Genomic DNA, 23207 nt, shown 5'->3' on the forward strand with positions numbered 1-23207 from the left:
ACGTCCATGTTCGGTATCGCGCTGGTGCACTGGGCGTTCCCACCCACCGTCGGCGGCGTCGAGACTCACCTGTGGGAGTACTCGCAACGGCTCGCAGCGGCCGGACATCGGGTTACGGTCATCACCGGCACGCCCGACGCCGACGTGCCCGACGGCGTCGAACTGCTCTACCACGAGGGCCTTGACCTCTCCCGGGCCGACAGACGCGACGAGCGGGACGCGCAGCTCGAGGGGTGGCTGGAACTGGCTCTCGGCACACGCGAGATCGACCTGGTGCACGGCCACAACCTGCACCACTTCGAGCCGGAACCGGCCCAGGCACTGACCAGGCTGCGCGCGAAGCTGGGCTTTCGGCTGCTGCACACCTACCACAGCCTCTGGCCGGACGAGCCGGGCCACCCTGCGGCTGAGGCCGTGCGCGAATGGAACGGTCACTGCGTGGTCTCGAAGTTCCTGGCCGACTCCTACGCCAGCGTCCTGAAACTGCACCCGCGCCCGACGGTGACCTACCTGGGTGTCGGGGTTTCCCGGTACCGCGACATCCCTTCGCTGCCCGACGATCTGACGACCATTCTGCTCCCGGGCCGGCTGATCCCGGACAAGGGCGCGGAGCAGGCGCTGCTCGCCTTCGCCGACCTGGTGAGCCGACGCCCGGACGGTGCGCGCCTGCGACTCCTGCTCACCGAGACCCCGAAGCAGGTGGACTACCACGGTGAGCGGAACGGATTCCGGGGCAGGCTGAACGACCTTGTGGCGAAGCATCGACTGCGGGACCAGGTCGAGTTCGTCGAGGCGGGCTGGGCCAAGATGCCCGCGCTGTACGAGCGCGCGCACATCGTGCTCTGCCCGTCCGTCTTCGACGAGCCCCTCGGCCTCGCGGCTCTGGAGGCGCAGTGTGCGGCCCGGCCTGTTGTGGCCACCCAGGTCGGAGGGCACAGCGAGGCGGTCGTGGACAAGAAGAGCGGTTTGGTGGTGCCCGCCGATGATGTGGAGCAACTGGCTCGCGCCATCGCTCAGTTGCTGGACGACCCGGCGCTGGCCAGGACGATGGGCACGCACGGGCGGACCAGGGTGCTGGACCGTTTCGACAGCGAGCGCAGCTACCCGACCATGCTGATCTCGTACTACCGCTATCTCGACGAGCACGGGGTCCTGCCGCCCTCAGCCTTCGACGGCCACGCGCCAGCCGGGCGGGAGACCTTGGACCTCGGGCATGCCGTCGCGGTTCACCAGGACGTCGAACTCCCGGTCGGCTAGCCGCAGACCGCGCGCGGTGAGCGGTGCTGCGAGTGGGCCGGGGGCCGGGCGGACGCCGAGCGTGCGGCGGGGCGCGTCGGCGTGGAGGCCGAGCAGCGCGCTGAGCAGGGCGACGCCGGAGGCGGCCGACCAGGCCTGAGGGCGACAGGCGGCCGGGTAGTCGAGCGGCGCCGGGGTGTCTTCGACGCGCGCCTCACCGCAGTAGAGCTCGGGGACGCGGTACTGGAAGTGCGCTGCTGCTTCGAGCAGGCCGTCGGCGAGCAGTCCGGCTGCCGCGAAGTGCCCGGTGCGGCACAGGCCGTGGACCGCGATGGCGGTGTCGTGGGGCCAGACTGCGCCGCCGTGGTAGCTCAGCGGGTTGAACCCGGGCAGGGCGGCCGAACGGCTGCGCAGGCCCCAGCCCGACTCCAGGCCGGGGGAGGCCAGCCAGGCGGCGACATCGCGGCAGTCGTCGGGACCCAGAATGCCGGTCGCCAGCAGGTGCCCCATGTTGGAAGCCGGGCCGGTGACCGGGACCAGGCCGCGGCCGACAGCGATGGCCGGGTAACGATGGGCCGGTCCGTCGGCGGAGGGCACCCAGAAGGCGTCGTGGAAGTTCTTGCGCAGCGTCGCGGCCCAGGCGTCGAGTTCGGCAGCGCGGGCGGTGCGGCCGAAGGCGGCGAGCAGCTCGGCCAGGCCGGTGGCGGCCTCGTAGGCGTAGCCCTGGACCTCGCACAGCGCCAGCGGCGGCGGGACCTGGCGTCCGAGCGCATCGCGGATCGCGTCGTCGGAGTCCTTCCAGCCGTGGTGCGTCAGGCCCCGGCCCAGGCCGGTAGTGCCGCTGCCGTGGTAGCGCAGCAGCCCGGCCTCGTCGCGCGCGCAGCTGCTGATGATCCACTGCATCGCCCGCTCGGCGTACGGGAGCAGCTCGGCGACCTCGGCCTCCGCCAGGCCCCAACGCCAGGCGTCCACCAGCAAGGAGACGAAGAGCGGGGTGGCGTCGATGCTGCCGTAGTAGCGGGCGGGAATGGTCAGGCCGCGGCTGTGCTGGGCGTCGCGGGTGCGCAGCTCGTGCAGGATCCGGCCGGGGGCCTCCTCGCGGATGCCGTCGTGCTGCGTGCCTTGACGGCGGGCCAGGGTCCAGAGCGTGCCGTGGGCGAGGCGGGTGCCGAGCGGCAGCAGCATCCGGGCGGCCCAGATGCTGTCGCGGCCGAACAGGGTGAGATACCAGGGGCAGCCGGCGGCGACGAACTGGTCCTCGTGGACCTCTCCGCGGGCGTCCACCGAGCGGCCGAGCGGGTCCGCGAGGCGCAGCGCGTCCAGGTCGGCCAGGCCGCGGCGGACCAGCGCGGCGAGCCGGCGGTCGCCGTCCAGGGCCGGTTCGGTCCACGGGGGTGGGGTGCTCGGCCGGTCCGGATGATCCCGCGGCGCGGGTGTGGTCCCGCCGCTGATGCGCAGCACGGTCTGCCACTGTCCGCCCGCAGGCAGCAGCACGGTCGGCCAGCTCAGACAGCCGCCTTCCGGCCCGTCGGAGATGCTGGGCGGGTCCTGGCCCTCGGTGTCCGCACTGAGGCGGGCGGTCAGCCGTAGCCCGTCGGTCTCCCGCTCCCAGCTGAGCCACGAGGCGCCCGCCGTCGCAGGCGCCGGCAGGGTCGCTGCGGCCTTGCGCACCTCTTCGACTCCGGCCAGGTCGGTGGCGGCCTCGACCATGATCTGCACGCGGCGCGGCCGTTGGCCCAGATTGCGGATCCGCAGCCGCTCCACGCCCCGCGCCTCGCGGATCCGCTCGACGAGGATGGAGGGGTCGTGGCTGGTCGGATCGTCCGCGTAGCGCAGCACGGAGACGAAGCGCATCCGGTCCGGTCCCTGCGGGTAGGCGCCGACGGCCTCAGGTTCTCGCTCGTCGACGGTCAGCAGCAGGCGGGCGACCAGCCTGCGGTCGCGGTCGAAGAATCCGTCCGCCCCCAGGCCGCGCAGTTGCCCGTCCGCCGCCGACACGGCGAAGGAGGGCGCGGCGACACAGATCGCGGCCTGGTGCAGCAGCGGCTGCCGGGCTCCGTGAACGGACGAGGCGTCAGATTCGAACACCAAAGCGTCATTCCCCGCGAACGGGTGTTCACTCCCAGCGGAAGAACCGCGCCGCCGCAGCCAGGCCGATGCCGGCCCAGGCGGCGAGGATGCCGAGGTCGGACCAGGGCATCGCCGCGCCCTGCTGGAGCACCGCGCGCAGGCCGTCGGAGAGGGCGCTGATCGGGAGGGCCTCCAGGGCGGGGCGGACCGCGGCGGGGAACTTCGAGAGGGGGACGATCACGCCGCCCGCGAGCAGCAGGAGGATGAAGACGAGGTTGGCCGCTGCCAGCGTGGCCTCGGCCTTCAAGGTTCCCGCCATCAGGAGGCCGAGGCCGGAGAAGGCGGCGGTGCCCGCAACGAGGAGCAGGAGGACGGCCAGGGGGTTGCCGTGCGGGTGCCAGCCGAGGGCGAAGGCGATGGCGCAGAGGAGGGCGACCTGGAGGAGCTCCGTCACCAGGACGCTGCCCGTCTTCGCCGTCATCAGTGCCCAGCGCGGCAGCGGGCTCGCGCCCAGCCGCTTCAACACGCCGTAGCGGCGCTCGAAGCCCGTGGCGATCGCCTGGCCGGTGAAGGCCGTGGACATGATCGCCAGTGCCAGCAGGCCCGGGGCGAGGAAGTCCACTCGTTTGCCGGGGCCGGTGACGGCCACGATGTCGACGGCGCTGAACAGGACCAGCAGCACGCTCGGGATGATGATCGTGAGCAGCAGCTGTTCGCCGTTGCGGAGCAGGAGCTTCGTCTCCAGGCCGGTCTGGGCGCGCAGCATGCGGCCGAGAGGGGCGGCTCCCGGCTGGGGGGTAAAGGTGGTCACGAGCGCAGGTCCCGTCCGGTGAGGTCGAGGAACACGTCTTCGAGGGTGCGGCGTTCGACCGACAGGTTCTCCGGCATCACGCCGGACTGGGCGCACCAGCTGGTCACGGTCGCCAGCAGCTGCGGGTCGACCGGGCCGGCGATCAGATAGCTGCCCGGCGTCAGCTCGGCGGCGGTGCAGTCGTCCGGCAGGGCCTTGAGCAGGGTGCCGAGGTCCAGGCCCGCGCGGCCTTGGAAACGCAGGGTGTTGCCCGCGCCGCCCCGGCACAGCTCCTCCGGGCTGCCCTGAGCGATGACGCGGCCCGCGTCGACGATCGCGACGTCGTCGGCGAGCTGCTCCGCCTCGTCCATGTGGTGGGTGGTGAGCACGATGCTGACGCCGTCCCGCCTCAGGTCGCGGACCAGGTCCCAGGTGGCGCGGCGGGCCTGCGGGTCGAGGCCGGCCGTCGGCTCGTCGAGGAAGACCAGTTCCGGGCGGCCGACCACGGCCATCGCCAGGGCGAGCCGCTGCTGCTGGCCGCCGGAGAGGCGGCGGTAGACGGTGCGGCCGCAGGAGCTGAGGCCGAGGCGGTCGGCCAGCTCGTCCACGTCGAGCGGGTGCGCGTGCAGGCGCGCGGTGTGCCGCAGCATCTCCATCGCCCGCGCGCCCGGGTAGACGCCGCCGGACTGGAGCATGACGCCGATCCGGGGCCGCAGCGCGGCGGCTTCGGTGACCGGGTCGAGGCCGAGGACGCGAACGGTGCCGGCGTCGGGGCGGCGGTAGCCCTCGCAGGTCTCGATGGTGGTGGTCTTGCCCGCACCGTTGGGGCCGAGTACGGCGGTCAGCGTGCCGCGGCGGACGGTGAGGTCCAGGCCGTCCACGGCGGTCTTGCCGCCGTAGCGCTTCCTCAGGCCTCGAATTTCAACCGCGGGGATCGGAGCGGCGGCGGCTTGCTCATGCATGCGGACGAGTCTACGAACCCCCGCCCGCCGCGAACCGATTGGGGGCGGAGGTCCCGGCGGATTCGGGGCCATCGCCGGGTTCGCGGAGACGCGACCGCGTCTAGCGTCGAAGGAGTGATCAGTATCGCGAGGAACCTCGACGCCACCGCCGACTCGGCCGTTCACAAGGCCGAGGAACTCCGGGATCCCCTTCGCATGGTGATCTCCTCCATGCTGGCGGGCGCCTTCATCGGGATTGGCGAGATCCTGCTGATCGTCGCCGTCTCCCCGCTCGTCGAGGGCCACTCGGCCTGGGCGAAGCTGGTCGAGGGCGCGGTCTTCCCGCTCGCGCTGACGATCGTGATGTTCGCCGGCGCGCAGCTGTTCACCAGCAACGTGATGGTGATGCTGATCGGTGCGCTCACCGGCCGGACCGGAGTGAAGGACCTGGTCGGCAGCTGGTCGTTCTCGCTGCTCGGCAACCTCGCCGGGGCCTTCGCCTTCGGCGCGATGGTGCACGCCTCCGGGGTGATCGCGACCCCGCAGGCGCACGCGATGCTGGCCGAGACGGTGCACGGGAAGAACGCGCTGTCGGGCGGTGAGCTGTTCTGGCGCGGGGTGCTCTGCAACTTCCTGGTCTGCCTCGCGGTGTGGATGTTCACCCGGGCGAGCGGGGACGCCTCGAAGACGCTGGTGCTGTGGCTGCCGGTGCTGGCCTTCGTCGCGATCGGCTTCGAGCACTGCGTGGCCAATATGGCCGTCTACGCCATGGCGATCTTCGACGGCAGCGCGGGATTCACCCAATTGCTGCGGAATCTGGTGTTCGTCGTGCCCGGGAATATCGTCGGCGGCGGGCTGTTGGTCGGTGCGGCGTACTGGGCACTCGGGCGGCGGCCCCGCCCCGCCGCGCAGGCGCCTGAGGCTACTGCGGGGACCGCCGCGGAGAGCAAGATCGACGCGTTGATTAGGTAACCCTTAGTGATGGAGCGCACTTCCGAGGCTGACCAGCGGCGCTTGTTCCTTCGGGAGGAATTACGCAACAATGGTGTTGTGAAATACGTGCGCGAGATGGCGGAGGGACGCGAGGCGGTCGAAGCGACCGCCTCCGCGCCGGTCTTCGTCACGTCCTCGCGCGACCGGGTCGCCCGCTCGATCCTCGACCACGGCCCCTCCAGCGCGGCCGACCTGGCCGAGCGCCTCGGCCTGACCCAGGCCGCCGTGCGCCGCCACCTCGACGCCCTGACCGCCGCCGGTCTGGTGACCAGTCGCGAGCAAAAGGTCTACGGCCACCGCGGCCGCGGCCGCCCCGCCCGCGTCTTCCTGCTCACCGACTCCGGCCGCAGCACCTTCTACCAGGCCTACGACCAGCTCGCCGCCGACGCGCTGAGCTTCCTGGCCGAGGCCGTCGGCGGCGGCGAGAAGGGCAAGGAGGCGCTGGCCGCCTTCGCCCGGGCCCGCCTCGCCCGGGACGCCGAGCGCTACGCCGGCTCCATGGACGACTGCGCGGACACCCCGACCAAGGCCCGGGCGCTGGCCGGAGCGCTCAGCCAGGACGGCTACGCTGCCACCGTGCGCAGCGCGCCGCTCGGCGAGCAGCTCTGCCAGCACCACTGCCCGGTGGCCCACATCGCCGAGCAGTTCCCGCAGTTCTGCGAGGCCGAGACCGAGGTCTTCTCGCAGCTGCTGGGCACTCACGTGCAGCGCCTGGCCACCATCGCCCACGGCGACGGTGTCTGCACCACCTTCGTGCCCCGGGCCAGTCAGCCCGCTGGCTGCACGCAGGAGCGCCAGGGCGCCGAGACCGCTGAGACCACTCAGCTCACTGAGACCACCACACGTTCGACCGACACCCGCACCACTGACGACGCCGCCGCATCCGGGAGGAACCCCGCATGACCACCACCGCTCACCCGGAGCTCGAGGGCCTGGGCACGTACGAATTCGGCTGGGCCGACTCCGACGCCGCCGGTGCCGCGGCCAAGCGCGGTCTGAACGAGGACGTCGTCCGTGACATCTCGGCGAAGAAGTCCGAGCCCGAGTGGATGCTCAAGCTGCGTCTCAAGGGCCTGAAGCTGTTCGACAAGAAGCCCATGCCGACCTGGGGCTCCGACCTCTCCGGCATCGACTTCGACAACATCAAGTACTTCGTCCGGTCGACGGAGAAGCAGGCGGAGTCCTGGGAGGACCTGCCCGAGGACATCAAGAACACCTACGACAAGCTGGGCATCCCGGAGGCGGAGAAGCAGCGCCTGGTCGCCGGTGTCGCCGCTCAGTACGAGTCCGAGGTGGTCTACCACCAGATCAACAAGGAGCTCGAGGCGCAGGGAGTCATCTTCCTGGACACCGACACCGCGCTTAAGGAGCACCCTGAGCTGTTCCAGGAGTACTTCGGCACCGTCATCCCGGTCGGCGACAACAAGTTCGCCTCGCTGAACTCCGCGGTCTGGTCCGGTGGCTCGTTCATCTACGTGCCGAAGGGCGTGCACGTCGAGATCCCGCTGCAGGCCTACTTCCGGATCAACACCGAGAACATGGGCCAGTTCGAGCGGACGCTGATCATCGTCGACGAGGACGCCTACGTCCACTACGTCGAGGGCTGCACCGCCCCGATCTACTCCTCGGACTCGCTGCACAGCGCCGTCGTCGAGATCATCGTGAAGAAGGGCGGCCGCTGCCGCTACACGACGATCCAGAACTGGTCGAACAACGTCTACAACCTGGTCACCAAGCGCGCCGTGGCGTACGAGGGCGCGACCATGGAGTGGGTCGACGGCAACATCGGTTCCAAGGTCACCATGAAGTACCCGGCCGTCTACCTGATGGGCGAGCACGCCAAGGGCGAGACGCTCTCCATCGCCTTCGCCGGCGCGGGCCAGCACCAGGACGCCGGGGCCAAGATGGTCCACATGGCGCCCAACACCTCCTCCAACATCGTCTCCAAGTCGGTGGCGCGAGGCGGCGGCCGCACCAGCTACCGCGGCCTGATCGAGATCGGCGAGGGCTCCAAGGGCGCCAAGTCCAACGTGCTCTGTGACGCCCTGCTGGTGGACACGATCTCCCGCTCCGACACCTACCCCTACGTCGACGTCCGCGAGGACGACGTCTCCATGGGCCACGAGGCGACGGTCTCCAAGGTCTCCGACGACCAGCTCTTCTACCTGATGAGCCGCGGACTCACCGAGTTCGAGGCCATGGCGATGATCGTCCGCGGTTTCGTGGAGCCGATCGCCAAGGAGCTGCCGATGGAGTACGCCCTGGAGCTCAACCGGCTGATCGAGCTGCAGATGGAGGGCGCTGTCGGCTGACCCCGACGCCCCACGCTCTGCCAGTTGATCTCACTAGAAAGCGAGTAGCACGACAGCCATGGCTGACGTCACCACGACCCCCGGAGGGTCCACCACCTCCGGCTCGATCCAGGTCGCCGGTGTGCCCGGCGAGTTCTCCGCCGCGCAGCCGGCCGACGCCCGCAACGAGGCGATCGCCTCCTACGACGTCGCCGACTTCCCGATCCCGGGCGGCCGCGAGGAGAACTGGCGGTTCACGCCGCTGCACCGCCTGAAGGGCCTGCACGACGGCAGCGCCGAGGCCACCTCCGGCGCGATCAAGGTCGACGTGACCGCCCCCGAGGGTGTCCTCGTCACCGCCGTCGGCCGCGACGACGCCCGGGTGGGCGCGGCCGGCAAGCCGGTCGACCGCGTCGCCGCGCAGGCGTTCAGCAGCTTCGAACGGGCCGGGCTGGTCTCGATCCCGAAGAACGCCCAGCTCACCGAGCCGGTCCGGATCACCATCCACGGCCAGGGCGGCGTCGCCTACGGCCACCAGGTGATCGAGGTCGGCGCCTTCGCCGAGGCCGTGGTGGTCATCGAGCACACCGGCGACGCCGTGCTCGCCGCCAACGTCGAGTACCTGATCGGCGACGGCGCCAAGCTGACCGTCGTCTCGGTCCAGGACTGGGAGGACACCGCCGTCCACGTCGCCCAGCACACCGCGCTGGTCGGCCGCGACGCGACCTTCAAGTCGGTCATCGTCACCTTCGGCGGCGACGTCGTGCGCCTGCACCCGCGCGTGATCTACGGCGGCACCGGCGGCGAGGCCGAGCTCTACGGCCTCTACTTCGCCGACGCCGGCCAGCACCTGGAGCACCGCCTCTTCGTCGACCACGACACGCCGCACTGCCGCTCGAACGTCGCCTACAAGGGCGCGCTCCAGGGCCAGGACGCGCACGCGGTCTGGGTCGGCGACGTGCTGATCCGCGCCGAGGCCGAGGGCACCGACACCTACGAGCTCAACCGCAACCTGCTGCTCACCGACGGCGCGCGGGTCGACTCGATCCCGAACCTGGAGATCGAGACCGGCGAGATCGTCGGCGCGGGCCACGCCTCCGCCACCGGCCGCTTCGACGACGAGCAGCTCTTCTACCTGCAGTCCCGTGGCATCCCCGCCGACGAGGCGCGCCGCCTGGTCGTGCGCGGCTTCTTCGCCGAGCTGGTCCAGCAAATCGGCCTGCCGGAGCTCCAGGAGCGTCTGATCGAGAAGATCGACGCCGAGCTGGAGGCGACGGTCGGATGACGAGCAACGGTTTCGTGCGCGTCGCCGCGCTCAGCGAGCTGGAGGCCGACACCCCCAAGCGGGTCGAGGTCGGCGGCATAGCTGTGTCGCTGGTGTCGACGGAGGGCGAGATCTTCGCCATCAACGACATCTGCTCGCACGCCAACGTGTCGCTCTCGGAGGGCGAGGTGGATGACTGCACCATCGAGTGCTGGCTCCACGGCTCGCGCTTCGACCTGCGCACCGGCAAGCCCTCGGGCCTTCCGGCCACCCGGCCCGTCCCCGTGTACCCCGTAAAGATCGAAGGGGACGATGTGCTCGTCTCCGTCACCCAGGAGTCCTGAGTCCATGGCAACGCTTGAAATCCGCGACCTGCACGTCTCCGTCGAGGCCGAGAACGGCCCGCGCGAGATCCTGAAGGGCGTCGACCTCACCGTCAAGCAGGGCGAGACGCACGCCATCATGGGCCCGAACGGCTCCGGCAAGTCCACCCTGGCCTACTCGCTGGCCGGCCACCCGAAGTACACCATCACCAGCGGCGAGGTGCTGCTCGATGGTGAGGACGTGCTGGCCATGACGGTCGACGAGCGCGCCCGCGCCGGTGTCTTCCTGGCCATGCAGTACCCGGTCGAGGTCCCCGGCGTCTCGGTCTCCAACTTCCTGCGCACCTCCGCCACCGCGATCCGCGGTGAGGCCCCCAAGCTGCGCACCTGGGTGAAGGAGGTCAAGGAGGCCATGTCCGAGCTCCAGATGGACCCGGCCTTCGCCGAGCGCAACGTCAACGAGGGCTTCTCCGGCGGTGAGAAGAAGCGCCACGAGATCCTCCAGATGGAGCTGCTCAAGCCGAAGATCGCGATCCTCGACGAGACCGACTCCGGCCTGGACGTCGACGCACTGCGCGTCGTCTCCGAGGGCGTCAACCGCGTGCGCGAGACCGGCGAGGTCGGCACCCTGCTGATCACCCACTACACGCGCATCCTGCGCTACATCAAGCCGGACTTCGTCCACGTCTTCGCGAACGGCAGGATCGTCGCCTCCGGCGGTCCCGAGCTCGCGGACAAGCTGGAGGAGAACGGCTACGAGGAGTACGTGAAGGGCGGCGCAGCAGAGTGATCCATACCCCCCGAGGTCTCGACCTCTCCCTGAGCCTGGACGTCGACGCGATCCGCAAGGACTTCCCGGTCCTGCAGCGCGTGCTGCCAAACGGCAAGCCGCTGATCTACCTGGACAACGCGGCGACCTCGCAGAAGCCGAAGCAGGTCCTGGACGCGCTGACGGCCTACTACGAGCTGCACAACGCCAACGTCCACCGCGGCGTGCACACGCTCGCCGAGGAGGCCACGGCGCTGTACGAGGGCGCGCGGGACGCGGTCGCGTCGTTCATCAACGCGCCGAGCCGTGACGAGGTCGTGTTCACCAAGAACGCGTCCGAGTCGCTGAACCTGGTCGCCAACATGCTCGGCTGGGCCGAGGAGCCCTACCGGGTGGACGCCGACTCCGAGATCGTGATCACGGAGATGGAGCATCACTCCAACATCGTCCCGTGGCAGCTGCTGGCGCAGCGCACCGGCGCGAAGCTGAAGTGGTTCGGGCTGACCGACGACGGCCGTCTCGACCTGTCCAACATCGACGAGATCATCACCGAGAAGACCAAGGTCGTCTCGTTCGTGCTGGTCTCCAACATCCTGGGCACGGTCAACCCGGTCGAGGCGATCGTTCGGCGCGCGCAGGACGTGGGCGCGCTGGTCGTCATCGACGCCTCGCAGGCCGCTCCGCACATGCCGCTGGACGTGCAGGCGCTGGAGGCCGACTTCGTCGCCTTCACCGGCCACAAGATGCTGGCCCCCACGGGGATCGGCGTGCTCTGGGGCCGGCAGGAGCTGCTGGAGGACCTCCCGCCGTTCCTGGGCGGCGGCGAGATGATCGAGACCGTCTCCATGCAGTCGTCGACGTACGCGCCCGCGCCGCACAAGTTCGAGGCGGGCACCCCGCCGATCGCGCAGGCGGTCGGTCTGGGCGCGGCGATCGAGTACCTGAACGGCGTCGGCATGGACGCGATCTGGGCGCACGAACACCGGATCACCGAGTACGCGATGAACCGGCTGCACGAGGTCCCCGACCTGCGGATCATCGGCCCGGACACGGCCGAGGACCGCGCGGCGGCGATCTCCTTCACCCTGGGCGACATTCACCCGCACGACGTGGGCCAGGTGCTGGACGAGCAGGGCGTCGCCGTGCGCGTCGGCCACCACTGCGCGCGTCCGGTCTGCCTCCGGTACGGAATTCCAGCGACCACGCGGGCGTCGTTCTACCTGTACTCCACGGAGGCGGAGGTGGACGCCCTCATCGACGGGCTGCACCACGTCCGCGCTTTCTTCGGTTAGTCGGAAAGGGAGCGGCGGCGCGATGAAGCTCGACTCGCTGTACCAGGACATCATCCTGGACCACTACAAGCACCCGCACGGGCGCGGCCTGCGCGACGGCGACGCCGAGGTGCACCACGTGAACCCCACCTGTGGGGACGAGATCACGCTGCGCGTGAAGCTCGACGGCGGTGTGCTCGTCGACGTGTCGTACGAGGGCCAGGGCTGTTCGATCAGCCAGGCCAGTGCGTCCGTGCTGAACGAACTGCTCGTCGGCAAGGAGCTGGGCGAGGCCCAGCGGATCCAGGAGGCCTTCCTGGAGCTGATGCAGTCCAAGGGCCAGCAGGCCGGCGACGAGGAGGTGCTGGAGGATGCGGTCGCGTTCGCCGGCGTCTCCAAGTACCCGGCGCGCGTGAAGTGCGCGCTGCTGAGCTGGATGGCCTGGAAGGACGCCACGGCGAAGGCCCTGGCGGAAGCGCCCGTCAAGGAGAGCGCATGAGTGAGACGACCGAGACTCCGGCGGCTGCCGCTGCGGAGGAGTCTGCGACGTTCGAGTCGGTCAGCAAGGGCAGCGTCGCCGTCGAGGACCTCATGGAGGCCCTGTTGGACGTCGTCGACCCGGAGCTGGGCATCGACGTGGTCAACCTGGGCCTGATCTACGGCGTCCACGTGGACGAGTCGGACGTGGCCACCATCGACATGACGCTGACCTCGGCGGCCTGCCCGTTGACTGACGTCATCGAGGACCAGGCGCGTACGGCGACCGACGGTCTGGTGTCGGACCTGCGGATCAACTGGGTCTGGATGCCGCCGTGGGGCCCTGACAAGATCACCGACGACGGCCGCGACCAGCTGCGCGCGCTGGGCTTCAACGTCTGATCGAAGGTTCACTTGCACCTTCTCAGGGGCGCGAGGAATTGCGTGACAATCCACCGAATGAGGTAGAGCCCTCGATGTTCAGGGCCATCCGCACACGGTGGTTGCCCGCGCAGTTCCTCGCGCCCCTGGGTTTTGCAACACAATGTGATCTATGAGGTGGATGTTCGTTGTAGCCGGTGCGTTGTTGCTGGTCATCATTGTCAGCAGTGTGCTGCGCACGCTCGTCGTGCCGCGAGGGTTGTACTCCGCCTTGGTCTCCCGGCTGACCCGAAGCATCCGCTTCGGCCTGCGGCTCTCCGCCACGCCCTTCGGCAGTTACCGCGCCATGGATCGCGCGCAGGCGTGGCTCGCTCCGCTCGTACTGATGGGGATGCTCACCTCCTGGCTCGGCGGGATGCTCGTCGCCTACGCCATGCTGCTCGGCGGGCTCTCCGATCTCGGATGGAGCAGCGCCCTGCGCGAGGCCGGGTCGAGCCTGTTCACCCTCGGCTTCGCCAGCGGGGAGCGCCTGCGTCTCTCCGGGCTGGACTTCCTCGCCGCCGCCAGCGGTCCCCTCGTCATCGCCCTGCAGATCGCCTACCTGCCGACCCTCTACGGCGCCTACAACCGCCGCGAGACCGAGGTCACCCTGCTGGAGTCCCGGGCCGGGGAGCCCGCCTGGGGGCCGGAGCTGCTGGCGCGGCAGTGGCTCGTCGACACCCAGACCGCGCTGCCCGCCCTCTACCGGGACTGGGAGCGGCTCGCCGCCGACATCGGCGAGAGCCACTCCAGCTACCCCCTGCTCCTCTCCTTCCGCTCGCCCAAGCCGCAGCGGAGCTGGATCGTCAGCCTGCTCGCCGTGCTGGACGCCGCCGCGATCCAGATGGCCATCGCCCCCAAGTCCGCGCCGCCCGAGGCCCGCCTCGTCCTGCGGGCAGGCTTCACCTCCCTGCGCGACATCGCGCGCACGCTGCGGATCCCCTTCGACCCCGACCCCGAGCCCAACGCGCCGATCCGGCTGACGTACGCCGAGTTCGACGCGGCCGTGGCGATGATCAGCGTGAGCGGCTTCGCGAAGGAGCGGTCCGTCGAGGAGGCCTGGGTGCACTTCCGCGGGTGGCGGGTGAACTACGAGTCGATCGCCTACGAGCTCTGTCGCTGGGGCGACGCCGTGCCCGCGCTGTGGAGCGGGCCGAGGGACTTCGCCGCCGCGCCCATTCCGCCACGTCGGCCGCAGGACCGCCAGCCGGCGGGGCAGCGCTGACCCTCGTCAGGCTATGACGACGGCCATGTCGTGGTAGGTCCAGTAGCCGGCCTCGAAGGTGGACTTGCGAAGCCAGTAGGAGCCGCGGGCCGGGTCGTTGACGTAGACGCCGTTGGTCGTGACACCGGTGAGCACGATCGCGTGCTCGGCGGGGCCGGCATAGAGGATCCGACGGCCGTCCCAGGCGCGGTAGTAGCTCGACGGCTTGGCGCGGTAGAGGTAGTCGATCCAGACCACGGCCTGGTGCCCGGCGGCCAGATCCTTGTAGAGCTGGGCCGGGGCGAGGTTCATCCCGCTGTAGAGCACATTCAGGTGATTGGCCGTCGCGACCGCGGCGATGCGCGGGTAGTAGACGCCGAAGCCGGTGTTGCGCGACTCCGAGCCGTTCGGGTTCCCGACGAAGGCCCGGTAGGGGTCGCCGGAGGTGGGGCCCGAGTAGCCGGCGTGCGGGTGGGCCCAGTCGATGCCGATCTGCGTCAGGATCTGCCAGTCCGTCAGGTGGTGGCCGTGGTACGCGAGGACCATCCGGAGCGAGGTGGCCTCGCAGTCGTCGGCGTACTGCTGACGGTACATCGGCACGTTCGCCCGCCCGGGTGCTGCCTGGGCGGGGACGGCGGCCGCGCCGAGCGCGGCGAAGGCGACGGCGGTCGCGGCGGCGGCCTGGATGCCGCGACGGAGGCGGGAGGTGCGAAGGGTCATGCGCATGCAGAAGCTCATCTCTGTTCGGTGGTGAGCGGACGCATAACCTTCGATGGCACAGCCGAGCGGAAACGTTACTGCTGGGATTTCGGGAAGCTGGACCGCGACGCGTTCGGGGCCCACGAACGGCGGGTAGGGACCGGACAGGAGGCGGCACATGCGCTTCGGCGTCGGCCGGGCCAACCTTCCGGGCCGCAGAGCGATCACGTCCCCCGTGCCGGTCGGGGGACCGACCGGGCCTGCGCGCCGCACGCGCCCCCGCCGCGAGCGGACCGGCACCGAGCCGAGCACCGCGCTCAGCGATCTCCCGGCGCGGCGGCTGCTCGCGGCGATCTTCGGGCCGGTCTACCTGGCCGGTGCGGCGCTGTTCGGCTTCATGGCGGCGAACGCGAAGCCGGGGGACGTGACGGGCCGCAACACCTTCACCGGCTTCGCCTCCCTCTGCGCGCTGCTGGCCGTGATCGCGGCCGTCGACCTCCTGGTGATCCGCGCCCGGATGGCAGCGGAGCGCCGCGCGGGCCTGGCCTGGCGGCACGACCGCCCCTGGGTCGTGCGCGGCGACGTGATCCAGCGCACTGACGCGCCGCCGGCCCCGCCGCCCGCCCCTGAGCTGCCGCCCGGCCCGTCACGTCGAGGGAAACGGCGAGAGACAGACCGCTGAAGGGACCGTTGCAGCTCGCTGGGCGCGCGAGGCTCTGCTCGATTAGCTGCGTGCGCGACAAGCCACCGAGGTGGTGAGCCCCCGAACGACCAGGGCCATCCGCACAGGGGGGTTCTTCGCGCAGCTCCCCGCGCCCCTGGAGGTGCAACGTCCCCTCAGTCGTGACCTACCGCTCCAGGGCCTCGACGCTAGGTCGCGATGAGGACAGTTTCTGTCCTAGTGGGATCGGCATGCCCACTCCGCCCGCACGGCGTTCAGCGTCCCGGGGAGGCCGATATGCGGAGTGACGCCGCCGCCAGGCCGATGCACGCGGTCGCCGCCACGGCGGCGAACGTGCTGACGGCGGGGAGGATGCCGTGCGCGCGAGCGAGGAAGCCCACCGCGATGATCGGCAGGGAGCTGCCCATGTAGACCACCACCCAGAGCGCGCTCAGTTGCGAGGCGCGGCGCTCCGGTTCCATCGCCGCGGTCGCGGTCGTGAAGAGGGCTCGGAAGGCCAGCCCCTGGGAGCCGCCGGCCAGTACGCTGCCGACGAACAGCAGCGTCGGCGACTGCGCGCCGCCTGCCAGGACCACCAGGCCCAGGCCGAGCGCGAGGCCGGTCATGCCCAGCGCTGGCACCATCCGTGACCTCGTGGGACGGGCCAGCAGCTGCGCCACCGCGGATGAGCCGAGCAGCAGCGCCGCCACGCCCGCGCCGCCGAGCGGGTTGTGGGTGTGCAGCAGCAGGGCGGCGTAGCCGGGGGCGAGGCTCAGGTAGACGCCGAAGACCGCGTAGGAGACAAAGCCCGCCGCCGCTGCCAGCAGGAACGCCGCCCGGCCGCGTCGCGGCAGGCTCAGGGCGCGCGGGCGCAGGCTGATCCGGGACGGCAGCGCGACCGCGTGGTGGCCGGGGGAGCGCGGATGCAGCAGCGCCAGCGGGACGCAGAGCGCCAGCAGGGCGATCGCGTGCACGGCGAAAGGAGTAGCCATCGGGTCCGCGCCGCGCGCCAGTGCCGCGCCCAGCAGCGGGCCGAGCGCCACGCCGCCCGCTGACGCGGCGAGCGTCAGCTTCGCGGCGAGCGAGGGGCGGTCGGGGAGCAGGTCGGCGAGCGCCGCGCCCGCCGCGCCGGTGGCCAGGCCGACGGCCAGCCCCTGCACGGCGCGGCCGAGGGCCAGCTGGCCGAGGCTGCCGGCGGTGGCGAAGACCGCGTCCCCGGCCGCGGCGAGGGCGACGGCGGGCAGCACCAGCGCCCGGCGGCCCAGCTGGTCGGACCAGTGGCCGACGGCGGCGAGCACGGGGACGAGCGCGAAGACGTAGACGGTGAAGAGCAGCGTCGTGTCCACCGGGGTCAGGCCGAGCCGGGCCTGGAGCGCGGGGTAAAGGGGCGTCGCCAGGTTGGCGCCGGTCAGCAGGAGCAGCAGCACCGCGACGGTCAGGCCGACCCGGACGCCGCGCAGCGCGTTCCACCGGCTCAGGGCCGGCGTGCGCAGGCGCTCGCGTGGGGCGAGCTCGGGCGGGAGCAGCGCCTCGGTCAGGCGTGTTCCGGCAGGGGTGAGTTCCGCCATGGCAGGGGTCTCCTGGCGTCAGGGCTCCGGGCGGTCCGGCGGGGGTGTGCCGGCGAGGTCCGGGTGGAGCGTGCGTGCGGGGGATGTGCGGAGCGTCAGCGCGAGGGTGGTGCACATCAGCCTCGCGGAGGATACGTGCTGGTCGACTGTCAAGGGAAACGACGGCCGGGCCCACCAGGGACTACCCTCGGCTCAGGAGCGGTTCCGCGGCGGTTTCGGGCGAACGAGAGACAGGTCGGATCATGGCAGCGCGTAGTCGTAAGGACAGCACCGCCGGTGAGGGGCTGCCCCTGCCCGCGGACCTCGACCTGGAGACGCTCTACGGCGCCACCGCCGCCGGTGACGAGTACCCCGGCGACCCGGACGCGGGCGACGACGCGGACGACGAAATGATCCTGGTCCCGCCGGTCCGGCTGGCGGAGCCCGAGGCGCTGGCCGCCGCCGCGCTCGCCTCGCCGCTGCTCGCGCAGGCCGTCGGCCTGGCCCGGTGGGTCGGCGAAGGCAAGCCGGTGGACGAGTGGGGCGAGCTGCCCGAGGAGCAGGCCGCCGCCGCGGCCGCCGCGCTCGGCGTCGACACCGAGGAGGTCGGCGAGATCGAGCGCGCCTGGGCCCTCGCCGTCGACCTGGAGCTGGTCGTCCTGGAGTCGGCCAAGGAGGGCGCGGACGCGCCGGAGCGCGGCCTCGCCGGTCCGGAGCTGGCCCGACTGGACGAGGGCGACCCCGAGATCGTCCTCGACACCTGGCTGACCGCCGCCTCCGTGATCGCGGGGACGGCCGTCGAGGCGGCCATCGACGACATCGTCGCCGAGGCGGACGAGGACGAGGACGAGGACGAAGCCGTGGAGGCCACGGCCGGAGCCGACGAGGAGGAGGACGAGTCCGAGGAGGACTACGCGCGTCTGGAGGAGGCTCGCGAGGAGGCCCAGGGCCTGCTGGACGACGCCCTCCAAGTCCTCTACGAGACGCGCGCCTTTGCGCCGACCGAGACCGAGCAGACGCTGCCGCTCGGCGTGCTCGCCGCTCTGCTGGTCGTGCCCGAGGGCGAGGACCCGACGGACGAACTGCTGGGTGAGATCACCGAAACCATGGTGCTGCTCGACCCGATGCTTCAGGACCTGGCCGACCTCGGCATGCTCGACTACCGCCCGATCGATCCGAGCCTCTTCGAGGAGGCCGACACGGACGAACTGGGCGAGATCGAGCTGGACGACGAGGACGTGGAGCGCTTCGGCCATGTCCGGCTGACCGAGCTCGGCGTCTTCGGCGTGCGCGAATGGTTGCTGGAGGACGGCTACGACGCCCCGCTGATCGGCGCGCACGCCCAGGGCGACGCGATCGAACTGCTGCGCGGCATCTGCGAGTCGCCCAACGTGCTGCCCGAGCAGGAGATCGTCGAGTGGCTGGCCGGCCGCGAGACCCTCTCCGCGGCCACCGAGCTGCTGGCCGCCGCCCGCGGCGACGACCTGGTGGCCCCGGTCCGCAGGCTGTACTGCCAGGTGGCGCTGCGTCACCTCGGCGAGCCCGCCGAGTCCGCCGCGCGCGACGCGCTCGGCGACCCGGAGCTGGCCGGCATCGCCGGCGCCTGGCTGACCGAGCGCGGCGCGACGGACCTGCCGTTGCCGGCCCGAGCGGTCGTGCTGTGGACGACGGTCGACGCGCTGGCCGCGCAGCTGATCGACACCGGCGGCCAGGCGGAGGCCATGCGCGAGCTGGTCGAGATGCTGCCGGGTCCGGACGGCTCGGACAGCTTCTTCGAGGAGCTGTGGCGGGTCGACCACACCTACACCCGCGCGGTGCTGGAGGCGGTCGGCGAGCTCCACCCGGACAAGTCGGTGGCCAAGCAGGCCCGCAAGGCCGCGTTCAAGGCCAAGTCCCAGGGCCGCTGACGGCTCCGCCGGAGGGCTGCCCCGGGTCTGCCCGACCACTGCCCCGGGGCAGCCTCCTGGCCCGCGCGCCGATCGCTTGTACGCGCGGAAGGTCCGGCGTGCCGAAGTGCCCCGGCTGTGGCCGTCTGCTCGCGCAGGCGGACGCGTGCGCGTCGTGCCGCGTCGAGGTGCCGCATGGGGCGGCGTTGCGCCCGTACTGCGGCACCCGGCGGTAGGCCCGGTCCGGTCCGGATGGTCGCGGCGCGCCCGGTCGGCGCCGGGAGCGGAGCGTCAGATCACGGCGGGGGCGAGCTCGTCGCCGATCGGGCGGTCCTGGTCGGCGGCGTGCATGCGGCGGTGGGGGCGGCGGATCAGGAGGTAGCCGACGCCGGCCACGGTGACGACGCCGACGCCCAGCAGCGCGGCCCAGATCTGGTACCAGGGGGCTCCGGCCGGGGCGAGGATGCTGCGCGGCCAGCAGATGTTGACCACCTCGAAGCCCGTCCACAGCACCGCGAGCGCGTTGAGCGGCGTGCCGAGGCGGCCGTAGCGGACCGCGCCCGCCGGCTGCCAGGTGCCGCGCACCCGCGCCACCAGGGCGACGACGCTGAGCAGGAAGAACGGCACGAAGGTCGCCGCGCTGCCGAAGGTGATCAGGCTGCCCATCGCGGAGGTGCTCAGGCCCAGCGGCAGCGCGGCGCAGCTGATCACCGTCGCGGCGATGAGGCCGCCGATGGGTGCCTTGTGCTTGTTGACCTTGCGGACCTGCTTCGAGAACGGGAAGACGTCGTCGCGGGCCAGCGAGTAGAGCCCGCGTGCCGCGCCGCCCTGGGAGGCCATCAGGCAGGCGGTGAAGCTGATCAGCACCACGATCACAAAGGGCTTGTCCGCCCAGCCGCCGAACGCGCCGACGACCGCGGTGGTGACCGGGTCCAGGTCCTTGCCGCTGACGACGTCGGCGGGGTTGGGGTGGGCGAGCTCGACCGAGACGGCGTTGAGCATGACGACCAGGCCGACGCTGAGCAGCGACCACCACATGGCCTTCGGCACCTGACGGGCCGCGTCCTTGGTCTCCTCGGCGGTGGAGACGCAGGCGTCGAAACCGATGAACGCCCAGCCGGCGACGGCCACGGCGGCGAGGAACGCGTTCAGGTCGCTGACGCCGAGCCCGGCGGGCGCGCCGAGGAAGTCCGTCAGCAGCGAGAAGCCGTGCTGCCGGAAGATCAGCAGCAGCGAGAGCCCGACCAGGACGGACGCGATCCCCTCGGCGGCGATGCCGAGACTGACGAACCAGCGCAGGAAGTTGATGCCGTAGGCGTTGACCAGCGTGCAGAAGAACATGAAGCCGACCGAGACCAGCACCTGTTGGGTCGGCGTCGGCACCGCGCCGAAGAGTGCGAAGACCCAGGGCGAGGCGAGGTAGGCGACGGTCGTGTTGCCGAACATCACCGCGAACTGCCACATCCAGCCGCTGAGCCAGGCGAAGGCGGGGCTCGCCAGGCGCCGGCTCCACTGGTACGCGCCGCCGGCCAGCGGCCACTGCGAGGCCAGCTCGGAGTAGACGGCGACGACGAGGGACTGCCCGAGCAGGCAGATCGGCAGTGCCCAGATCCAGGCGGCGCCGGCCACGCTCATGCCGACCTGGGCCGCGGCGTAGAGTCCCACGACGGGGGAGACGACGGCGAAGCCCATGGAAATGTTGCCGAGAATGTTCAGGCTGCGTCTGAGCTCCTGGCGGTAGCCGAGGGCTTCCAGCCGAGCGCTGTCGCGCTGGTCGGTGTCGGTCACGGCGTCGCCTCCAAAAACTAACTTAGTTAGTTACTGCTGTTGGTCTGGCACGATAGCCGCCGAGAGCGGTGAGCGGAAGAGGGGAATGTGGAGTGGGCCGACCGAGCAAGGCGCTGCTGACCCGGGAGCGGATCGCTGTCGTGGCGCTGGAGGTGGTGGACGAGCTGGGCGCGGACGGCCTCACCATGCGCGCACTGGCGGAGCGGCTCGGGGTCAAGGCCGCCTCGCTCTACAACCACGTCGACAACAAGGACGCGCTGGTCGACGCGGTCTCCGAGCTCGTCAACGAGGAGATCGACCACACCCCGCTGGCCGACCCCGATTGGCGGACCGGACTCGCCGCGTACACGCGCGGCTACCGCGCGGTCTTCCTGCGGCACCCGAACACGATCGCGCTGCTGGCCCGCCGCCGCGTCGAGGCGGACCGTGCGCTGCGCGGCTACGACGCCCTGCTGGCGCTGCTCGGACGGGCCGGCCTCGGGCCCGCCGACGCGGCGGAGACGGCGGCGGCGCTGGACTACCTCGTCCTCGGCTCGGCGCTGGAGACGTTCACCGCCGGCTTCACCCGCACACCGGAGGCGTATCGCCCGGCGTACCCGGCGCTGGCCGACGCGCTGGACGGCTCCTTCGCCCGCGGCGGGGGCGCGCCGGGCCTGGACGGGCGCGGCTTCGAGCTGGCCCTGCGGCTGCTCCTCGACGGCGTCGCGGGGCGGGCGGGCGCGGCGGGAGGCGCGTCGTGAACCTGGCGGCCTTGTCGGTCACGCTGGTGCGGGCCTGCCTGCGCGACGGGGGCGGCGGGAGCCCGACCGCCGTCCTCACGGAGCCCGGCGGCCGGGGTCTGACGGACGAGGAGCGTCGGCGGATCCCCGGCCTGGCGGGCGCCTCGCACGCGGTCTTCGTGGACGAGGGGCGGCGCGGCGCTGCGGCGGTCTCGCTGCGCTTCTTCACTGCCGAGGGCGAGCTGCCTGCCTGCGGCCACGGGACGGTTGCGGCGCTCGCGTTCCTCGCGGAGCGGTCCGGGGGAACGCGCTACCGGGCCGTACTCGAGACCGGCAACGGCCGTGGGATCGCGGGGCAGGCGGAGCGCCAGGGAGACCTGACGGCCGCCGAGTTCGAGGCGGGGAGGGTCGAGCTGCGGGTGCCGGTCGCGTCGGAGGTGGACCTGATCGGGAGCGCTCTCGGCCTTCCGGGGCGGCCCGATGCCGTGGCCGTCGCGACGCTCGGGCGGCCGCGCATGCTGATCGCCGTCTCCGGCCGGTCCGAACTCGATGCCCTGGCACCGGACTTCCCCGCACTGCGCGACGCGTGCCTGCGGCTCGGCCTGCTCGGCTGCTACGTCTACGCCGCCCTGCCGGGCGGCGAACGCCGTTTCGCGGCACGGATGTTCGCGCCGGCGATCGGTGTGCCCGAGGACATCGCCAACGCGAACAGCACCGCCTGCCTGGCCGCCGTACTTCACGCGTGCGAGGGCATCAGCGTGGACATGGGCGACTCGCTCGGCAGCCCTGCCACCGTCACGGCCGCTGCCGACCCTGGACTTCCTCCGCTCGTCCGGGTCGGCGGCACCGCTCTGGTCGGCCCGACGCTCCTGCTGCCGTGACGCGCGGACACCGTCAGGCCGTCACCTTCACGTCGAAGTCCGCGCCGTGGAAGGTCTCCGGGTCGAACGGGTCCGTGCCGGTGATGCAGCCGCCGGTGAGGGTGTCGCCGGGGTGGACGCCGGGGCTGATGCTGAGGGGGAGCTGCTCCAGCTCGTTGCGCCAGGTCAGCGGGGCACCGGGGTAGGTGCAGGTGAGCGTGGTCGCCGCGGCGTCCGGGGTGCAGCGGTAGCCCGACGGGGTGGCCCAGGTGGTGTGCGCGGGCGCTTTGAAGGTGAAAACCGCCGGGCCCGCGTACTCGTTCGAGGGGCCCGCGTTGCCGAAGACCACCTGGAGCGGGATCGTCTGCCCCGGCTTGCCGGTAGCCGGCAGCACGGCCGCCTCGACGTGCACCACCGGATCGCCGGTGACCACGTCGTACGCGGCCGCGGCCGCGGCCTGGTCCGCGCCGCTGAAGGCGGTGACGTCGCAGTGCTCGGTCGTGTTCGGCGGGATCGAGGCGCCCAGCTTGACCGTCACCGAGGTGCTGAAGGTCGCGCCCGCCGAAATCCCGGCAGGAATGGTGAAGGAGACCCCGGTGGAGAAGTCGGTCAGGGTGATTCCCGGTGGGGCGGTGAAGGTGTTCGGCACGAAGTTGTGCACGACGACGAGCGTCGGGTCCGGCGTGGGCACGCCGGTGAAGTTGGTGATGTGGATGCCGAGCGCCTGCGGCGTCCCCGGAGGGACCGGGCCGTGCGGCCAGTCGAGGGCGATCCCGATGCCGCTGCCGATGCCGATGCCGACGTGGGCGGGCGCCGTGCAGTGGTACGGGTCGGGGCTGCGCGTGGACGCGTCGGCATGCGCGGCAGGTGGGAGCAGCGCCGCTGTCAGCACGGTGGCGGTGAGGAGTCGACGGACGAGTCGAGAAAGCGTCATGTTCAGACCGTGCGACGCCGAGCCCTCACCCAGAGGGAGACCTGCGCAGTCGGCCCGGAGGCGT

22 protein-coding genes are annotated in these 23207 nt (G+C 71.5%); 15 read left to right on the forward strand and 7 right to left on the reverse strand.

Annotated elements, in window-relative coordinates; all coding sequences use genetic code 11:
* Nucleotides 1-6 precede the first annotated feature (6 nt).
* Nucleotides 7-1257, forward strand: coding sequence for a glycosyltransferase family 4 protein (locus ABIA32_RS15115; protein WP_370095094.1), 1251 nt, complete (start codon nucleotides 7-9; stop codon nucleotides 1255-1257).
* Here the strand turns inward: ABIA32_RS15115 and ABIA32_RS15120 are convergent.
* From ABIA32_RS15120 to ABIA32_RS15130, 3 genes are read right to left on the reverse strand one after another with little or no spacing between them, the layout of a single operon-like run.
* Entirely contained in the window at nucleotides 1162-3324 is a 2163-nt protein-coding gene (locus ABIA32_RS15120; protein WP_370095096.1) for a glycogen debranching N-terminal domain-containing protein, read from the reverse strand. The two genes, ABIA32_RS15115 and ABIA32_RS15120, sit on opposite strands and share 96 nt — an antisense overlap.
* A gap of 28 nt (nucleotides 3325-3352) precedes the next feature.
* Nucleotides 3353-4072 carry an ABC transporter permease gene (locus ABIA32_RS15125; RefSeq protein WP_370095156.1) on the reverse strand — a complete coding sequence of 240 codons (720 nt, stop codon included), beginning with the start codon at nucleotides 4070-4072 and terminating at the stop codon, nucleotides 3353-3355.
* A 41-nt stretch (nucleotides 4073-4113) separates the two neighbouring features.
* Nucleotides 4114-5058 (reverse strand): ABC transporter ATP-binding protein, encoded by a 945-nt coding sequence (locus ABIA32_RS15130; protein WP_370095098.1) that lies wholly within the window; start codon nucleotides 5056-5058, stop codon nucleotides 4114-4116.
* A 114-nt stretch (nucleotides 5059-5172) separates the two neighbouring features.
* On the opposite strand from ABIA32_RS15130, the gene ABIA32_RS15135 reads away from it, so the two are divergent.
* From ABIA32_RS15135 to ABIA32_RS15180, 10 genes are all read left to right on the forward strand, one after another.
* A complete protein-coding gene (locus ABIA32_RS15135; RefSeq protein WP_370095100.1) occupies nucleotides 5173-6009 on the forward strand; it encodes a formate/nitrite transporter family protein in 837 nt (278 codons plus the stop codon).
* 96 nt (nucleotides 6010-6105) lie between these two features.
* Complete coding sequence (locus ABIA32_RS15140; RefSeq protein ID WP_370095158.1) at nucleotides 6106-6933, forward strand: helix-turn-helix transcriptional regulator; 828 nt, start codon at nucleotides 6106-6108, stop codon at nucleotides 6931-6933.
* Nucleotides 6930-8342, forward strand: coding sequence for a Fe-S cluster assembly protein SufB (gene sufB, locus ABIA32_RS15145; protein WP_370095102.1), 1413 nt, complete (start codon nucleotides 6930-6932; stop codon nucleotides 8340-8342). The genes ABIA32_RS15140 and sufB overlap by 4 nt, the downstream gene beginning before the upstream one ends.
* A gap of 58 nt (nucleotides 8343-8400) precedes the next feature.
* On the forward strand, nucleotides 8401-9606 hold the full coding sequence (gene sufD / locus ABIA32_RS15150) for a Fe-S cluster assembly protein SufD (RefSeq protein ID WP_370095104.1): 1206 nt from the start codon (nucleotides 8401-8403) through the stop codon (nucleotides 9604-9606).
* The gene (locus ABIA32_RS15155; protein WP_370095106.1) at nucleotides 9603-9929 is read left to right on the forward strand and encodes a non-heme iron oxygenase ferredoxin subunit; all 327 of its coding nucleotides are present in this window, start codon (nucleotides 9603-9605) and stop codon (nucleotides 9927-9929) included. The genes sufD and ABIA32_RS15155 overlap by 4 nt, the downstream gene beginning before the upstream one ends.
* 4 nt (nucleotides 9930-9933) lie before the next feature.
* Nucleotides 9934-10698 (forward strand): Fe-S cluster assembly ATPase SufC, encoded by a 765-nt coding sequence (gene sufC, locus ABIA32_RS15160; protein WP_370095108.1) that lies wholly within the window; start codon nucleotides 9934-9936, stop codon nucleotides 10696-10698.
* Between the two features lie 29 nt (nucleotides 10699-10727).
* A complete protein-coding gene (locus ABIA32_RS15165; protein ID WP_370095160.1) occupies nucleotides 10728-11969 on the forward strand; it encodes a cysteine desulfurase in 1242 nt (413 codons plus the stop codon).
* 22 nt (nucleotides 11970-11991) lie between these two features.
* Entirely contained in the window at nucleotides 11992-12447 is a 456-nt protein-coding gene (gene sufU / locus ABIA32_RS15170) for a Fe-S cluster assembly sulfur transfer protein SufU (RefSeq protein WP_370095110.1), read from the forward strand.
* A gap of 92 nt (nucleotides 12448-12539) precedes the next feature.
* Nucleotides 12540-12827, forward strand: a complete 288-nt coding sequence (locus tag ABIA32_RS15175) for a metal-sulfur cluster assembly factor (RefSeq protein ID WP_370095162.1) — start codon at nucleotides 12540-12542, stop codon at nucleotides 12825-12827.
* 160 nt (nucleotides 12828-12987) lie between these two features.
* Nucleotides 12988-14070, forward strand: a complete 1083-nt coding sequence (locus ABIA32_RS15180; protein WP_370095112.1) for a hypothetical protein — start codon at nucleotides 12988-12990, stop codon at nucleotides 14068-14070.
* A gap of 6 nt (nucleotides 14071-14076) precedes the next feature.
* On the opposite strand, the gene ABIA32_RS15185 is transcribed toward ABIA32_RS15180, so the two are convergent.
* A complete protein-coding gene (locus ABIA32_RS15185) occupies nucleotides 14077-14775 on the reverse strand; it encodes a C39 family peptidase (protein ID WP_370095114.1) in 699 nt (232 codons plus the stop codon).
* Nucleotides 14776-14926: 151 nt separating this feature from the next.
* Between ABIA32_RS15185 and ABIA32_RS15190 the strand changes: the two genes are divergently transcribed.
* Nucleotides 14927-15430 (forward strand): hypothetical protein, encoded by a 504-nt coding sequence (locus ABIA32_RS15190; protein WP_370095116.1) that lies wholly within the window; start codon nucleotides 14927-14929, stop codon nucleotides 15428-15430.
* A gap of 254 nt (nucleotides 15431-15684) precedes the next feature.
* Here the strand turns inward: ABIA32_RS15190 and ABIA32_RS15195 are convergent, their stop codons facing one another.
* On the reverse strand, nucleotides 15685-16977 hold the full coding sequence (locus tag ABIA32_RS15195) for an MFS transporter (protein WP_370095118.1): 1293 nt from the start codon (nucleotides 16975-16977) through the stop codon (nucleotides 15685-15687).
* 242 nt (nucleotides 16978-17219) lie between these two features.
* Here ABIA32_RS15195 and ABIA32_RS15200 point away from each other — a divergent pair, with 242 nt between their 5' ends.
* Nucleotides 17220-18863 carry a hypothetical protein gene (locus ABIA32_RS15200; protein ID WP_370095120.1) on the forward strand — a complete coding sequence of 548 codons (1644 nt, stop codon included), beginning with the start codon at nucleotides 17220-17222 and terminating at the stop codon, nucleotides 18861-18863.
* 270 nt (nucleotides 18864-19133) lie between these two features.
* On the opposite strand, the gene ABIA32_RS15205 is transcribed toward ABIA32_RS15200, so the two are convergent.
* The gene (locus ABIA32_RS15205; protein ID WP_370095122.1) at nucleotides 19134-20630 is read right to left on the reverse strand and encodes an APC family permease; all 1497 of its coding nucleotides are present in this window, start codon (nucleotides 20628-20630) and stop codon (nucleotides 19134-19136) included.
* 92 nt (nucleotides 20631-20722) lie between these two features.
* Here ABIA32_RS15205 and ABIA32_RS15210 point away from each other — a divergent pair, with 92 nt between their 5' ends.
* Both ABIA32_RS15210 and ABIA32_RS15215 read left to right on the forward strand, forming a co-directional pair.
* A complete protein-coding gene (locus ABIA32_RS15210) occupies nucleotides 20723-21370 on the forward strand; it encodes a TetR/AcrR family transcriptional regulator C-terminal domain-containing protein (protein WP_370095124.1) in 648 nt (215 codons plus the stop codon).
* Nucleotides 21367-22230 carry a PhzF family phenazine biosynthesis protein gene (locus tag ABIA32_RS15215; protein WP_370095126.1) on the forward strand — a complete coding sequence of 288 codons (864 nt, stop codon included), beginning with the start codon at nucleotides 21367-21369 and terminating at the stop codon, nucleotides 22228-22230. The genes ABIA32_RS15210 and ABIA32_RS15215 overlap by 4 nt, the downstream gene beginning before the upstream one ends.
* 13 nt (nucleotides 22231-22243) lie before the next feature.
* Here the strand turns inward: ABIA32_RS15215 and ABIA32_RS15220 are convergent, their stop codons facing one another.
* Nucleotides 22244-23143, reverse strand: a complete 900-nt coding sequence (locus tag ABIA32_RS15220; RefSeq protein WP_370095128.1) for a hypothetical protein — start codon at nucleotides 23141-23143, stop codon at nucleotides 22244-22246.
* Between the last annotated feature and the right edge of the window lie 64 nt (nucleotides 23144-23207).

This window comes from Streptacidiphilus sp. MAP12-20 (assembly GCF_041262525.1).
Lineage (GTDB): Bacteria > Actinomycetota > Actinomycetes > Streptomycetales > Streptomycetaceae > Streptacidiphilus.